Origin of the sequence: Curtobacterium sp. GC_Cur_3 (genome assembly GCF_026544205.1) — a bacterium.
GTDB lineage: Bacteria > Actinomycetota > Actinomycetes > Actinomycetales > Microbacteriaceae > Curtobacterium.
The window spans coordinates 78437-92248 of the sequence record NZ_JALNUI010000007.1 but is presented as its reverse complement, the minus strand read 5'-3'; the positions used below and the strand labels follow the sequence as shown (position 1 = coordinate 92248).

The window sequence follows — 13812 nt, the reverse complement described above, 5'->3', positions numbered from 1 at the left end:
GGGACGTCGCGCCGCTCTCGTGTGTGGTGCGTCAGCGCTGGCGCGCCGTGTCGGTGAACAGGTCGTCGAAGACCGTCTGGTCCTCGGTCGGCTGCTCGCCGAACTTCCACTTGCGTCGCATCCTCCGGAAGGTGGTGATGCGGATCGGGTCGATGCCCGGCTCGGTGTCGTAGTTGCTCATGACGCCCTCCGTTCTCAATCTGTCCTCGAAGTTCCCCAACCGGTCCGAACGTACGACGGACGGGCGGTGCGGGTTCGCCAATTAGGTAGAACACTTACCCAACTGCGCTCCGCGGACAATGAACCCGGCGGGTGGTCCGACCGCCTCTAATCTGCCGTTCAGGGGCTCGGGGCGCCGCCGTCCAGAGCTGTGACCACACGGTCGATGATGCGGACGAAACGAGCCTTGTCGCGATCGGAGAAGGAGGACATCAGCTCGTGCAGGTGCTCGTTCGTGCTGTCCATCGCGGCGTGGTACTGCCTGCGGCTGGTGTCCGTGAGCGCGATCAGGCGGCTGCGGCCGTCGTCGGGGTTGGGCCGTCGCAGCAGGTGACCCGACCGCTCCAGTCGGTCGACGGCACTCGTGACCGCCGGCCCGGTGATGCCGAGGTGCGCGGACAGGTCCTTCACGCGCACGGGGCGTCCCCCGGACTCGGCGCGCGACACGAACTGCACGACGGTCAGGTCGACCCCCGCGATGCCCAGGTGCTCGCGCAGGCGGGTGCGCAGGGCCGCCATCGAGGCGTCGAGGCGCGTGAGCGCGGCGTCGAGGTCGAGCTCCAGGTCGCTGGCCGTCACCCGGTCGCCTCCTCCGTGCGTCTCGGCTGCGCGTCACGTTACGCCCAGGTCCGGGCAACAGCGTATCCAGATAGCGAGGAGAACGTCACAGGCACCACCCCGGCGTGGCGGGCGGTGCGCTGATGCCCGGTCTCCAGAACGACGACGCACCCGTGGCGTCGGTCCGGATCGAGGTCACCGGGCGTGACCCCGAGTCGGCCGTCCGTGACCTCACCGCCGTCGGCGCGGGTCGTCAGTGGACCTCGCGCCGCACCGGTGCCGACTACTCCTACCGGTACACGGCCATCGGCGACGGCGAGGTGACGATCCGCCGCTCGCGGGTGCAGGGGTTCGTCCGTGGCGTCGTCGACCCGGGTGACGACTACGTCGTGCAGTGGGTGACGGCCGGGTCCGTGGTCGTCGACCTCGACGGGGAACGCGTGGAGTCCCGCCGTGACGTCCCGACGCTCTACCCGACCGAGCAGCCCTTCGTGGTGATCGGCAGCGACTCCGACCAGCGCCTGGTCCACCTGTCCCGCGCGATGGTCCACGACGTCGCCGTCGACCACTACGACGTCGGTGAGTCGCCCCTGCGCTTCGACCACCACCGCGCGCCCGACGCCAGCGCGCTCGGCCGGTGGGGCGACGCGCTCGTCAGCCTGTCGCGAGCGCTCCGTGACGGCGTCGAGTCCCGGGCCTGGGGCGACGCCAAGCGTGCGGCGGCCGAGGCCTTCCTCGGGCTGTACCCGCCGCGTTCGGAGGCCCTGCCCGCTGAGCTGTCGCTGCCGAGGAACGCACGACTGCGCGCGATGGTCGAGCACGTGCACGCCCACGTCCGCGAGCCCGTCACGGTCGGTGACCTGGCCACCGTCGGGGAGCTGAGCGTGCGGAGCGTGCAGGAGTCCTTCGCGCGGGTGCTCGGCGTCTCGCCCCTGACCTACCTGCGCGAGGTCCGGCTCGAGCGCGTCCGCGACGACCTGCTCCAGCAGGACCCGCAGTCCGTGACCGTCGGCGACGTCGCTCGGCGCTGGGGCTTCGCGCACCTCGGCCGCTTCTCGGCCGCGTACTACGAGCGGTTCGGCGAGTACCCGAAGCAGACGCTGCGCCGCTGATCCGCCCGGTCGGCGCGGCGTGCGGTGTCGTCTGTGTCAGGCCGCGTCGACCCGCCGCACCTCGGTCGGCACGGGGCCCGTGCTCCGGCGCACGCGGAGGCTCGTCGTCATCCGCACGTGGTCGGGGCCGGGTTCGCCGCGGAGCATCGCGAGCAGCATGTCGACGGCCGCCGCGCCGAGCTCGGCCAGGGGCTGCGCGACGGTGGTGAGCGGCGGCGTGGTCATCGAGGCCTGGGGCACGTCGTCGAACCCGATCACGGAGAGCTCCTCCGGCACACGGAGCCCGAGGTCCGCGGCGGCGCGCAGGACACCCATCGCGGAGGAGTCGTTCGCGGCGAACACGGCGGTGGGTCGGTCGGGGGCGGTGAGCAGCTCGCAGGCGACGGCCGTTGCCTGGTCCTCCTGGTAGTCACCGGCGCGCACCAGGTCCTCGTCGACCGGGATCCCGGCGGCGGTGAGCGCCTCGCGGTACCCGGTCTCGCGGAGCTGGGCCGACGCCAGGTCCGCACGCCCGTGGATGTGGGCGATCCGGGTGTGGCCGAGGGCGAGGAGGTGTTCGACCGCGCTCCTGGCGCCGCCGGCGTTGTCGGTGTCGACCGTGGCGTGGCCCTCGGGACCGGTGTGGGGGTCGATGGCGACGACGGGGATGGACGAGCTCGACAGCGCGGTGCTCGGCGTCACGACGATCGCGCCGTCGATCAGCGTGCCGGAGAGCCGGGAGAGCGAGCGCCGTTCCCACCCGGGCTGGCTCGACCCGGTCACGAGGCCGGCGTACGCGAGCAGCTCGTACCCGGTGCCGATCGCCGCGCTCGAGACGCCGCGGAGCAGCTCGGTGGAGAACGGCTCGAACTCGGGGACCAGGATGCCGATGACCCCGGTGCGGGAGCTGCGGAGGCTCCTGGCGACGAGGGAGGTCTCGTAGCCGAGTCGCTCGACGACCTCCTGCACGCGGAGCATCGTCGCCGAGGCCACGCCGTCGCGGTTGTTGATCACCTTCGACACCGTCGGGATGGACACCCCGGCGGCGCGCGCGACGTCGCCGATCGTCACGCGGTCATGGCCGCGCTGCGCACCGACAGCGGTCTCCATGTGCTCACCGTACCGGTGTGCGGGGCCTGGCGGGGGAGATGCGGTTGGTAAAGAAAACGTTATCGATATCGATTGACAAGCCGGTGAAGTGCCTGGCACGCTCTCCGCAGCGGCAGTCGATGTCGCGCATGTCAACGACGACACCGAGGAGTTCCACGATGACGAGGAAGATCCGAGCCGCGGCAGCCATCGCGCTGATCGGGGCCACCGCACTGACGGCCGCAGGCTGTTCCGCGGGCAGTGACGCATCGAGTGGTGACGGCAAGGTCTCGATGACCTTCTGGCACAACTCGACCACCGGTCCGGGCAAGGCCTTCTGGGAGAAGACCGTCAAGGACTTCGAGCAGTCCCACCCGAAGGTCACGATCAAGATCCAGGCGATCCAGAACGAGGACCTGGACGGCAAGCTCCAGACGGCGCTGAACTCCGGTTCCGCTCCCGACGTGTTCCTGCAGCGCGGCGGCGGCAAGATGAACGCCATGGCCAAGGCCGGCCAGCTCATGGACATCACCAGCTCCATCGGCAAGAACGCCAAGACCGAGGTCAGCGCCGGTGCCTTCAAGGGCTACGAGCTCGACGGCAAGACCTACGCGATGCCGGTCGACGTGAACCCCGAGGGCATCTGGTACAGCCAGGACCTCTTCAAGCAGGCCGGCATCGAGGGCACGCCCACGACGATGGACGAGCTGAACGCCGACATCCAGAAGCTCAAGGACGCCGACATCCAGCCGGTGGCCGTGGGCGCGAAGGACGCCTGGCCCGCAGCGCACTGGTACTACAACTTCGCGCTCCGTGCCTGCAGCGCGCAGACGCTGAACGGTGCCGCGAAGGACCTCAAGTTCACGAACAGCTGCTGGAAGCAGGCCGGTCAGGACACCAAGACGTTCTTCGACACCAAGCCCTTCAACGACGGCTACCTCACCACCGCGGCCCAGCAGGGCGCTGGCAGCTCGGCCGGCCTCGTCGCGAACCACAAGGCCGCCATGGAGCTCATGGGTGCGTGGGACCCGGGCGTGATCTCCTCGCTCACCCCGGACGCCAAGCCCCTCGCCGACCTCGGGTTCTTCCCGTTCCCGGAGATGTCCGGCGGCAAGGGTGAGCCCGGTTCGATGATGGGTGCCGTCGACGGCTACTCCTGCTCCGCCAAGGCGCCGAAGGGCCCGTGCACACAGTTCCTCAACTACATGACGCAGAAGACCGTGCAGCAGGAGTACTACAAGGCCTTCAACGCGATCCCGGCGAACCAGTCGGCACAGTCCGTCGTCACCGAGCCGTACCTGAAGTCCGTCCTGGCGGCGTACAACAAGGCGCCGTTCGTCTCGAACTACCTGGACACCCTGTACGGCCAGAACGTCGGCAACGCCCTGAACACCAGCGTCGTCGACCTGCTCGCCGGCAAGGGCTCGGTCAACGACATCGTGAAGACGGTCAACCAGGCCGCGGCGAAGGGCTGACCCGACCCATGGCCACCTCTGTCGCACCACGTCCGCCCCGCTCGGGTGAGCGGTCAGACGCGGGACGCACCACCGGGGCCGACGGCGCACAGCCGTCGGCCCCGGCCGGCCGGCCCCGGAAGCGTCCGGTCGCCGACGTCCGCAAGCGGGTCGAGATCGCCCTGCTCGCCGGGCCGGCGACGATCATGTTCGTCGGCTTCGTCATCCTGCCGGTCGCCCTGGCCGCCTACTACGGCTTCTACAAGTGGCAGGGGTACGGCACCCCGACGGACTTCGTCGGGTTCGACAACTACAAGATCATCTTCACCGACCCCGACTTCCGGGGCGTGCTGTGGCACAACCTGTTCATCGTCATCGGGTCGCTGCTCGTGCAGGGACCGATCGCGATCATCCTCGCGCTGCTGCTGAACCAGCGCATCCGCGGCCGTGGACTCATCCGCGTGCTCATCTTCGTGCCGTACGTCATCTCCGAGGTGATCGTCGGCACCGGGTGGAGCCTGATGCTCTCGAGCAGCGGGGCAGCGAACGACCTCCTGCAGACACTCGGGCTCGGCGGGCTGCGCAACGACTGGCTCTCGAACCCGGACATCGCGATCTGGACGCTCCTGGCGATCATCTCGTGGAAGTACATCGGCTTCGCGGTCATCCTGTTCCTGGCCGGCCTGCAGAGCATCCCCGAGGAGCTGTTCGAGGCCGCACAGCTCGACGGCGCCGGCTACTGGCAGATCCAGCGGCGCATCACGCTGCCGCTCCTCGGCCCGACGCTGCGCATCTGGGCGTTCCTGTCGATCATCGGGTCGCTGCAGCTGTTCGACCTCGTCTACATCATCTGGGGCCAGTACATCGCCTCGACCGCGGGGACCTCGACGATGGCGACGTACATGGTCGCCAACGGCCGCAACTCCGGCAACTACGGGTACGGCAACGCCGTGGCCGTGGTGATCTTCCTCATCTCGCTGGTGATCGCACTCGTCTACCAGCGGTTCGTCCTGCGTCGCGACACCGCCGGCGCCCTCACGGAGAAGGCCACCCGATGACCGCCACCGCATCCATCACCGCCGGCGCCGGTGTCATCGCACTGGCCGAGAGGGCAATCCGATGACCGCCACCGCATCCATCACCGCGCCGAAGGGTCGCCGTGACCGCGGCCGCGGTGACTCCGGTCCGGTCCGCCGTGAACGGAACCTCGGCACGTACTTCATCGCGCTGCTGTTCATCGCGGTGTGCGTCGGTCCCGTCGCGTACATCGTGCTCGGCGGCTTCCGCACCAACGCGCAGATCACGTCGAGCCCGGCCGGTCTGCCCGCGCCGTGGAACTTCGGCAACTACAGCGCCGTGCTCTCCAGCGGCGTGTTCTGGCAGGAGCTCGGCAACTCGCTGATCGCGGGCGTCACGACCACCATCGGTGTCGTCGTGCTCGGCCTGATGGTGAGCTTCGTGCTGGCCCGCTACCACTTCCGTGGCCGTGGGGCGCTCTACTCGCTGTTCGCCGCCGGCCTGATGTTCCCGATCACCGTCGCGATCACGCCGCTCTACCTGCTCGTCAAGGACCTCGGGCTCACGAACAGCCTGGCCGGCGTGATCCTGCCCCAGATCGCCTTCGGCCTGCCGACGACGGTCATCATCCTGGTGCCGTTCCTCCGCGCGATCCCGGACGAGCTCGAGGAGGCCGCGTCGATCGACGGGGCGAGCCGGCTCGGGTTCTTCTTCCGCATGGTCGTGCCGCTGTCGCTGCCCGGCGTCGTGACGACCGGCATCCTGGCGTTCATCGGCAGCTGGAACAGCTACATCCTGCCGCTGTTCATCCTCAACGACGCGTCGGCGTACACGCTGCCGCTCGGGGTGCAGGCGTTCTCGTCGCAGTACTCCGTGGACACCGCCAGGGTCCTCGCGTTCACCTCGCTGTCGATGATCCCGGCGCTGGCGTTCTTCGCGGTGTTCCAGCGCCGCATCGTCGGTGGCCTGACGGGTGCGGTGAAGGGATGACCGCGACGGACGCGACCAACCTGACGGACGCAGCCACGAGCCTCCAGGCCGGCGGCACCGGGACCACCGCGCCCGCCCGCCGGGCCGAGGACCTGCTCGCCGCCATGACGCTCGAGGAGAAGACGGCGCAGCTCGTCGGCTACTGGCTCGACCAGAACGGGCTCGTCGCCCCGATGCAGGGCGAGATGACCAGCGGCACGCCCGAGGGCCCGACGGCGACGCTCGCCGAGGTCACGCGGGACGGTCTCGGCCAGTTCACCCGCGTCTACGGCACCCGCCCCGTCGAACCCGACGAGCGGGCCGCGTGGCTGTGGGACGAACAGCGCCGCCTGAAGCGCGAGACCCGACTCGGGATCCCCGCGCTCGTCCACGAGGAGTGCCTCACCGGGCTCGCCGCGTGGAAGGCCGCCACGTTCCCCACCCCGCTCGCGTGGGGTGCCGCGTTCGACCCGGAGCTCGTCGAGCAGGTCGGCGCCGTGATCGGCCGGTCCATGCGGCAACTCGGGGTGCACCAGGGCCTCGCGCCCGTGCTCGACGTCATCCGCGACCCCCGCTGGGGCCGGGTCGACGAGTGCATCGGCGAGGACCCCTACCTGGTCGGCACCGTCGGGACCGCGTACGTGAAGGGCCTGCAGAGCGCCGGCGTCGACGCGACGCTGAAGCACTTCCTCGGGTACTCGGCCTCGCAGGCCGGCCGGAACCACGCGCCGGTCCACGCCGGACCCCGCGAGGTCGCCGACGTCTACCTGCCGCCGTTCGAGATGGCGCTGCTCGACGGCGGCGCCCGCTCGGTGATGAACTCCTACGCCGAGGTCGACGGCGTCCCCGTCGCGGCCAACGGCGCCCTGCTCACCGACCTGCTCCGCGACCGCCTGGGCTTCGAGGGCACCGTCGTCGCCGACTACTTCTCGGTCGCGTTCCTCGAGGTCATGCACGGCATCGCCACCGACCGCGGTGACGCCGCGGCCATGGCGCTCGAGGCCGGCATCGACGTCGAGCTGCCCACCGGCGACGCGTACCTCGCGCCGCTCGTCGAGCGCGTCCGCAGCGGTGCGGTCGACGAGGCACTGGTCGACCGGGCCGTCCTGCGCGTGCTCCGGCAGAAGGAGCGGCTCGGGCTGCTCGACCCCGACGTGTTCGAGGACGACGCCCCCACCGGCGTCGACCTGGACACCGTCGAGCACCAGGACCTCGCGCGACGGCTCGCCGCCCGCTCGCTGGTGCTGCTGGCCAACGACGGGGTGCTGCCGCTGCAGGCCCCGGCCGACCGGATCGCGGTGATCGGTCCGAACGCCCATCGCGCCGAGGCACTGCAGGGCTGCTACTCGTTCGCGAACCACGTGCTCGCGACGCACCCCGACCTGCCGCTGGGCTTCTCGATCCCGACGGTGCTCGAGGCGCTGCCTCCGGCGTTGGCGGGGCGTGACGCGAGCGGCGCGGACGTCCGTGCTGCTGGTGCTGCTGCGCCCGCTGCCCCTGACGTGCGCTTCGCGCCCGGCTGCGACGTCACCGGCACCGACCGCTCCGGCTTCGACGAGGCCGTGGCGCTCGCCACCGCGTCCGAGGTCGCCGTCCTGGTCGTCGGCGACCAGGCGGGCCTGTTCGGCCGCGGCACCGTCGGCGAGGGCAACGACTCCGAGTCGCTCGAACTGCCCGGCGTGCAGCGCGACCTCGTCGAGGCCGTCGTCGCGACGGGCACCCCGACGGTCCTCGTGCTCCTGACCGGCCGGCCGTACGCGATCGGCTGGGCGCTCGACGGCCCGGGCGCGCGCCCGGCCGCCGTCGTGCAGGCGTTCTTCCCGGGGGAGGGCGGCGGTCTCGCGATCGCCGACCTGCTCACCGGTGCCGCCGAACCGTCCGGCCGGCTGCCGGTCTCGCTCCCGCGGTCCGCCGGCGCGCAGCCGTACACGTACCTGCACCCGCGGCTCGGCGGTCCGTCGGACGTCACGGCCACGGACTCGACACCGGTGCGCCCGTTCGGCTTCGGCCTGACGTACACGTCCTTCGCCCACGAGGACCTGGTGGTCGACCCGTCCGTCACCACCGACGGCACCTTCACCGCGGAGGTCACCGTCCGCAACACCGGCGCCCGCCCGGGGGAGGACGTCGTCCAGCTCTACGGCCACGACGTCGCCGCCACCGTCACCCGCCCGGTCGTGCAGCTCCTCGGGTACGCCCGCGTCGCGCTCGGCCCGGGGGAGTCCGCGCGGGTGCGCTTCAGCGTCCCGGTGCAGCGGTTCGCCTTCACCGACCGGCACCTCCGGAAGGTGGTCGAGCCGGGTGACGTCGAGGTGTGGGTCGCGTCCCACGCGGCGGCGTCCCGGCCTGGAGGCCCGCTCGACTCCGGTGGGATCGTCGCGGTCGGCGACGGGGTCGCGGCAGCACCGGTGCCCGGCTCCGCCACGGACCGTGCGACGGTCGTCGTGACGGGGGCCGTGCACGAGGTCGCGCTCCGTGAGCCGCGCGTCGTGGGGTGGTCGCTGGTCTGAGGGTCGTCCGATCGGCTGGTCGTCAGATCGGCTGGTCGTCCGATCGGCTGATCGGCCAGTCGGTCGACTGGTAGGCCGCGCCGCCGTGGGACGCCGGGTTCAGGGGCGTCTCACGGCGGTGGCGTGCCGACCGCGCCTCTCGTGATCTGCGGGGTCAGGTCTCGGCGCCGAGTGCGAGCCGAACTGCGTCGACCACGGCCACCTCGACCCCAGCTCGTCGCGCGAGTGCGGGATCGCGCCGGATGAGGGCGGTCGCACCGAGCAGCCGCCGTCGTTCGTCCTGGGTCACGCCGTCGCCGATGCGATCGGATCGCCGGACGAGCGAGGCGAGCGTGGCGATGTCGACGAGGTGGCGGGTGTTGTCCTGGCCCGCCAGTTGGTCGACAGCGGCGGCCTTGCTGAAGAGGGCGCCCTGCCGGGTGGGGCGGAGGAGCCGCCCGACACGGCCGTTGACCGAGACGTCGATGACGACGCTGCGGTCGAGTGCTCCTTGCGTCCCAGGGGCCGCGACTGTCGTTCCTCCGCCACGACCCCGTCGGCCGTCCGCCCGAGGTCCGAGGAACCGAGGTTGCACGACATCGACCTGGGCGCCGTCGCGCAACCAGCGGTGTTGGTGCCCTTCGAAGGACGTCCCGTCCGGTTCGAAGCCGAGCGAGGCGAGCACGCTCGTGAAGTCCCAGAGCATGTTCGGGTGCAGGCGCACGTCCAGCGCAGCGTCGACGTCCTGAGTCGGGCGAGCGCTCCGGACGCCGCGTTCCCAGCAGTGCGACTGGACCATCTGCCCGCCGACGAGCGACCAGTCGCGCGGGGGGCGTTCGTAGACGTCGAACAGTGCGTGCCACGCCGTGGCCTGCTCGGGAGGAAGTGTCGGTGCCTCGATCACGCGGTCGCCGTCCGCAGGAGCTCGACGGCACGACGGCGTTCGCGCGGGCCGTCGTCGGCGATCAGGTCGAGGACGAGTTGTGACAGGGCCAGCGGGCGTTCCGGAGCGTTGTCGTGGACGTGCAACGCGACGTTGGGCGTCGAGGACGACCGGAGCAGGTACTCACGGCGCAGGGGGTCGACGTCCGCCCGTGCGACGTGTGCTTCCAGGACGTCAGGAGCGCTGATCTCCGACCGGGGATCGCTCACACCCCCGGCGACGAGCCGCTCGTCGGTCCGGAGTCCAGGGAGGTCGTCGGGCTGGACGAAGAACTCCTCGACGCGAGGGATACGCTTCCACAGCCAATCGCGGAAGACGTCGGCGACCACGACGTCCGCCTGCTCGCGGAGCAACACGAGCCGCTGACGCAGTCGCGTGCGTTCCGTCGGCTCGAGGTGCGCGAGCGCGTCGCGACCATCGATGGCAGCGAGGAGCGCGTTCGCAGCGCGATCAGCCAAGGGTCGTCTCGCAGCAGGACGGAGCCGGAGCGCGTCGTCGATCAACCAGATGCTCCCGGACTTCCGCGCAGCGAGCTTCCCGGACCGCACCTGCTTCCGGATCACCTGCTCCGAGAGCCCGTGGTGCTGCGCGTACTCAGCCACCGTCACGTCAGCCATGAACACAAGGGTAACGGACCTCGTCACCTTGTGTGTCGTCGAGGCCGAAGCTGGCCCCCGCTTTCGTGCGGTGGACAATCTCCGTCGCCGTCCGGGAGCGTCCGCCTACCGTCCCGGCCATCGCGGCGGACCATCCAGGGACCAGCCCGGACCGGACCGCGAACAGAAGGAGCGATCGTGTACTTCCACAAGCAAGAACTGCAGTTCAAGGCCACTCCTGACAAGCCGGACGCCGTCTACGCCAGGAAGCTGCAGGAGGTGCTCGGCGGTCAGTACGGCGAGATCTCCGTGGCCATGCAGTACCAGTTCCAGGCGTGGAACATGCACATCCCCGGCAAGTACCGCGACATGGTGTTCGGCATCGGCGCGGAGGAGATGGGCCACGTCGAGATGCTCGCGACGATGATCGCGCAGCTGCTGGAGAAGGCCCCCCTCGGCATCACCGGTGACGCCCTGCAGGACGACCCGACCGTCGCGGCGGTCATCGGTGGGACCGACATCCAGCACGCCATCGTCGCCGGCGCAGGCGCGCGACCCGTCGACAGCATGGGGAACCCCTGGCAGGGCTCGTACATCACCGCCAGCGGCAACCTGCTCGCCGACTTCACGGCGAACGAGAACGCCGAGATGCAGGGCCGTGTGCAGGCCGCGCGGCTCTACCACATGACCGACGACCACGGCGTGCGGGACCTGCTGAGCTTCCTCATCGCCCGCGACACGATGCACCAGAACATGTGGGCGACCGCCGCCGCCGAGCTCCGCGAGCAGGGCCTCGAGACCATGCCGGTCCCGAGCAACTTCCCGCAGAAGAAGGAGAACCAGGAGGTCAACTACCAGTACCTCAACTTCTCCGACGGTGCGCAGGCGAAGGAAGGGTCGTGGGCGAGCGGTCCGTCGTTCGACGGCAAGGGCGAGTACACGTACCACGACGGCCCCACCACCTCGGTGCCGATGCCGCCGCCCACCCGCCCGGACGCCCGGTTCTACGGCACGACCGACGTCCCGAACACGGTCGAGAAGATCGCGGGCACGGTGCAGGACAAGCTCAACAAGGAGTGACCGTGGACGGCCGTCGGACAGGAGCGCAGCGACTGGTACCGCTGCGCCTGTCCGGCGGCCGCCGCACCTGGGACGTGGCTCACCAGGCCGCGGTTAGCGTCCCGGTCATGCGAACCACTGCGAAGACCGCCTCCGCCCTCGTCGGCTCCGTCACCCTCGCCCTGCTGCTCGCGTCCTGCAACGGCGGAGCCCAGGAGCCGAACCCGGTGAACACCGGACCCCTCGCCGAGAACACCACGAAGGCATCGACGTGCGACACGGCCTCGAGCGCGACGGTCGACGCGATCAACGCCCTGACCGGCAGCGACGACGTCAAGGCAGCGAACATCGAGGCCGCCGACGGTGGCTGGTACCTCGGCACGGCTGCTGTGTCGGGCGACGACGTCGCACTCTGGGCCACGACGGTCGACCCCACCACGGACGACTTCGACGGCACGGTCTTCCCGCTCAACAGCACCGCCACCGACGAGGTCAACGCCCCGACCGCCACGGCGTCCCCGGCGCCGGAGACCTTCGCCGCTGACTCCGCCGCCGCCAGCCGCGTCGAGAACTGCGTCACGGACGGCCCCGGCAAGTAGCCCTGACGGTCTGGAGGCCCGGTGCCCGCTGGCACCGGGCCTCCAGTCCGTCTGCGCCCCGGCACGCGCCCGAGTCTCGGCCCCGCGGACAAGCCGCGCCGCATCCGGCCCGTGCAGCGTCCGCCCGGCCGAGACTCGCGCCGCTGCCCCGGCCGTGCACGCGCTGGCGGCAAGTGCAGCACCGCTGACGGCACCATCCGGGCGCTGCCTCGACGTGCCGTCGGGCAACACCGCGAACGGCACGGCGCTCCAGCTCCACGACTGCAACGGACAGGCCCCGCAGGTCTTCTCGTTCAACTGAGTCACCTGCCATCAGTCCGGAACCGCCGGGCGGGAGGCTCGGTGCCAGCTGGCACCGAGCCTCCCGTCCGGCCGCGGGTGGGTCCGGCGCCGCGCTGCCGTTCGTGTCGCGAACGCCGGGCTGGTGTCGCTCCTCGGTCGATGCACGGCCATCGGGCGACACCCGGCGTGCGGAGGCGCGGCGCATCCGGCCGGACCATGTCGCTTCCGCCGGTCTGGCGGGACGGCGCGGGGCGGGGCGCGCCACGTTTTTTCCGAGCCGGGGCTTGCTTCATCGATTAAGCACGTGCATGATGATCCCAGTTAATCGATAAAGCACTCGAACCGAGGAGGCGACCATGCCGAAGTCCGTCACCCTGAAGGACGTCGCCGCGAAGGTCGGCGTGACGTCTGCCGCGGCGAGCATGGCGCTCGCCGGACACGAGCGGATCAGCGAGCGCACGCGAGCAGCGGTCAAGCAGGCCGCCGACGAGCTGGGCTACGTCCCGAGCTCGGCGGGTCGTGCGCTCCGCAGCCAGCGGGCCGACGCCGTGGCGCTCATCGTCCCGAACTCGTCCGCACACGTCTTCGGGCACCTGTACTTCATGCACGTGCTCACGGGCATGTCGACGGCGGCCAACGCGCACGACGCCCAGGTGATCGTCTCGACGAACGCGGACACGTCCAACGGCGGCGTGGCGTACGAGCGGGTCATGCGCTCCCGCACCGCCGACGGTGCGATCGTCACGAGTGCGGCAGTCGACGACGACCACGTCCAGGGGCTCGTCGCGAGCGGGCTGCCCGCCGTCCTCATCGGCAACTACCCGCACCTGGCCGACGCCGTCACCGTCGGCATCGACGACGTGGCCGCGACCGAGCGGCTCGTCGACCACCTCGTCGAGGTGCACGGACGCCGCCGCCTCCTGCACGTGACGGGCACGCTCGACCACCAGACCGGACTCGACCGACGCACCGGGTTCCTCCGGGCCGCCGAGCGACACGGCCTCACCGACGTGTCCGTCGTGGAGGGCGACCTGTCCGAGACCTCCGGCGCCGCGGCCATGGAGCACTTCCTGCACGAGGGTGCCGCGACCCGCCCCGACGGCGTCGTCTTCGCGAACGACGACATGGCGGTGGGCGGGCTCCACACGCTCCGTCGTGCCGGGGTCGACGTGCCGGAGGACGTGTCCGTCGTCGGCTTCGACGACTTCGGGCTCGCCCGCGTCACCACCCCGGGCATCACGACCATCCGTGTCCCCGCCGAGGAGATGGGCCGCATCGCGACCGAGCGGCTCTTCGACCTCGTCGACCACCGTGGCGGACACCCCGCCCGCACCGAGCTCCCCGTCGACCTCGTCACCCGCCGGTCCTGCGGGTGCGACCCCGACGCGGAACGCGTCCGCACCTGAGCGGACGCCGCACCAGCACCACCCGACGCACCAGCACCAGC

13 protein-coding genes are annotated in these 13812 nt (G+C 70.8%); 8 read left to right on the top strand and 5 right to left on the bottom strand.

Annotated features, from left to right (window positions below):
• Nucleotides 1-31: 31 nt before the first annotated feature.
• Nucleotides 32-181, bottom strand: a complete 150-nt coding sequence (locus OXR63_RS05410) for a hypothetical protein (protein WP_267420616.1) — start codon at nucleotides 179-181, stop codon at nucleotides 32-34.
• Between the two features lie 158 nt (nucleotides 182-339).
• Nucleotides 340-798: a MarR family winged helix-turn-helix transcriptional regulator gene (locus OXR63_RS05405; RefSeq protein WP_267420615.1), complete on the bottom strand. Its 459-nt coding sequence runs from the start codon at nucleotides 796-798 to the stop codon at nucleotides 340-342.
• Nucleotides 799-920: 122 nt separating this feature from the next.
• Between OXR63_RS05405 and OXR63_RS05400 the strand changes: the two genes are divergently transcribed.
• A complete protein-coding gene (locus OXR63_RS05400) occupies nucleotides 921-1889 on the top strand; it encodes an AraC family transcriptional regulator (RefSeq protein WP_267420614.1) in 969 nt (322 codons plus the stop codon).
• Nucleotides 1890-1925: 36 nt separating this feature from the next.
• Here the strand turns inward: OXR63_RS05400 and OXR63_RS05395 are convergent, their stop codons facing one another.
• Nucleotides 1926-2978, bottom strand: a complete 1053-nt coding sequence (locus OXR63_RS05395) for a LacI family DNA-binding transcriptional regulator (protein ID WP_267420613.1) — start codon at nucleotides 2976-2978, stop codon at nucleotides 1926-1928.
• Nucleotides 2979-3136: 158 nt separating this feature from the next.
• On the opposite strand from OXR63_RS05395, the gene OXR63_RS05390 reads away from it, so the two are divergent.
• From OXR63_RS05390 to OXR63_RS05375, 4 genes are all read left to right on the top strand, one after another.
• Nucleotides 3137-4432 carry an ABC transporter substrate-binding protein gene (locus OXR63_RS05390; RefSeq protein ID WP_267420611.1) on the top strand — a complete coding sequence of 432 codons (1296 nt, stop codon included), beginning with the start codon at nucleotides 3137-3139 and terminating at the stop codon, nucleotides 4430-4432.
• Between the two features lie 8 nt (nucleotides 4433-4440).
• On the top strand, nucleotides 4441-5469 hold the full coding sequence (locus tag OXR63_RS05385) for a carbohydrate ABC transporter permease (protein WP_267420609.1): 1029 nt from the start codon (nucleotides 4441-4443) through the stop codon (nucleotides 5467-5469).
• 61 nt (nucleotides 5470-5530) lie between these two features.
• Complete coding sequence (locus OXR63_RS05380) at nucleotides 5531-6418, top strand: carbohydrate ABC transporter permease (protein WP_267420608.1); 888 nt, start codon at nucleotides 5531-5533, stop codon at nucleotides 6416-6418.
• Nucleotides 6415-8907, top strand: a complete 2493-nt coding sequence (locus OXR63_RS05375) for a glycoside hydrolase family 3 N-terminal domain-containing protein (protein ID WP_267420607.1) — start codon at nucleotides 6415-6417, stop codon at nucleotides 8905-8907. Before OXR63_RS05380 ends, OXR63_RS05375 begins: the two co-directional genes overlap by 4 nt.
• A gap of 154 nt (nucleotides 8908-9061) precedes the next feature.
• On the opposite strand, the gene OXR63_RS05370 is transcribed toward OXR63_RS05375, so the two are convergent.
• A complete protein-coding gene (locus OXR63_RS05370) occupies nucleotides 9062-9790 on the bottom strand; it encodes a hypothetical protein (protein ID WP_267420605.1) in 729 nt (242 codons plus the stop codon).
• Nucleotides 9787-10446: a hypothetical protein gene (locus tag OXR63_RS05365; protein ID WP_267420604.1), complete on the bottom strand. Its 660-nt coding sequence runs from the start codon at nucleotides 10444-10446 to the stop codon at nucleotides 9787-9789. Before OXR63_RS05365 ends, OXR63_RS05370 begins: the two co-directional genes overlap by 4 nt.
• 177 nt (nucleotides 10447-10623) lie before the next feature.
• Here OXR63_RS05365 and OXR63_RS05360 point away from each other — a divergent pair, with 177 nt between their 5' ends.
• From OXR63_RS05360 to OXR63_RS05350, 3 genes are all read left to right on the top strand, one after another.
• On the top strand, nucleotides 10624-11505 hold the full coding sequence (locus OXR63_RS05360; protein WP_267420602.1) for a manganese catalase family protein: 882 nt from the start codon (nucleotides 10624-10626) through the stop codon (nucleotides 11503-11505).
• A gap of 107 nt (nucleotides 11506-11612) precedes the next feature.
• Nucleotides 11613-12083, top strand: coding sequence for a hypothetical protein (locus OXR63_RS05355; RefSeq protein WP_267420600.1), 471 nt, complete (start codon nucleotides 11613-11615; stop codon nucleotides 12081-12083).
• 638 nt (nucleotides 12084-12721) lie between these two features.
• On the top strand, nucleotides 12722-13771 hold the full coding sequence (locus OXR63_RS05350) for a LacI family DNA-binding transcriptional regulator (RefSeq protein WP_267420598.1): 1050 nt from the start codon (nucleotides 12722-12724) through the stop codon (nucleotides 13769-13771).
• The last annotated feature ends 41 nt before the right edge of the window (nucleotides 13772-13812 follow it).

Bases quoted from the DNA above. Each gene is read 5' to 3' on its own strand.
- OXR63_RS05410 (WP_267420616.1), bottom strand. From the start codon at position 181: ATGAGCAACTACGACACCGAGCCGGGCATCGACCCGATCCGCATCACC.
- OXR63_RS05400 (WP_267420614.1), top strand. From the start codon at position 921: ATGCCCGGTCTCCAGAACGACGACGCACCCGTGGCGTCGGTCCGGATC.
- OXR63_RS05395 (WP_267420613.1), bottom strand. From the start codon at position 2,978: ATGGAGACCGCTGTCGGTGCGCAGCGCGGCCATGACCGCGTGACGATC.
- OXR63_RS05390 (WP_267420611.1), top strand. From the start codon at position 3,137: ATGACGAGGAAGATCCGAGCCGCGGCAGCCATCGCGCTGATCGGGGCC.
- OXR63_RS05385 (WP_267420609.1), top strand. From the start codon at position 4,441: ATGGCCACCTCTGTCGCACCACGTCCGCCCCGCTCGGGTGAGCGGTCA.
- OXR63_RS05380 (WP_267420608.1), top strand. From the start codon at position 5,531: ATGACCGCCACCGCATCCATCACCGCGCCGAAGGGTCGCCGTGACCGC.
- OXR63_RS05375 (WP_267420607.1), top strand. From the start codon at position 6,415: ATGACCGCGACGGACGCGACCAACCTGACGGACGCAGCCACGAGCCTC.
- OXR63_RS05365 (WP_267420604.1), bottom strand. From the start codon at position 10,446: ATGGCTGACGTGACGGTGGCTGAGTACGCGCAGCACCACGGGCTCTCG.
- OXR63_RS05355 (WP_267420600.1), top strand. From the start codon at position 11,613: ATGCGAACCACTGCGAAGACCGCCTCCGCCCTCGTCGGCTCCGTCACC.
- OXR63_RS05350 (WP_267420598.1), top strand. From the start codon at position 12,722: ATGCCGAAGTCCGTCACCCTGAAGGACGTCGCCGCGAAGGTCGGCGTG.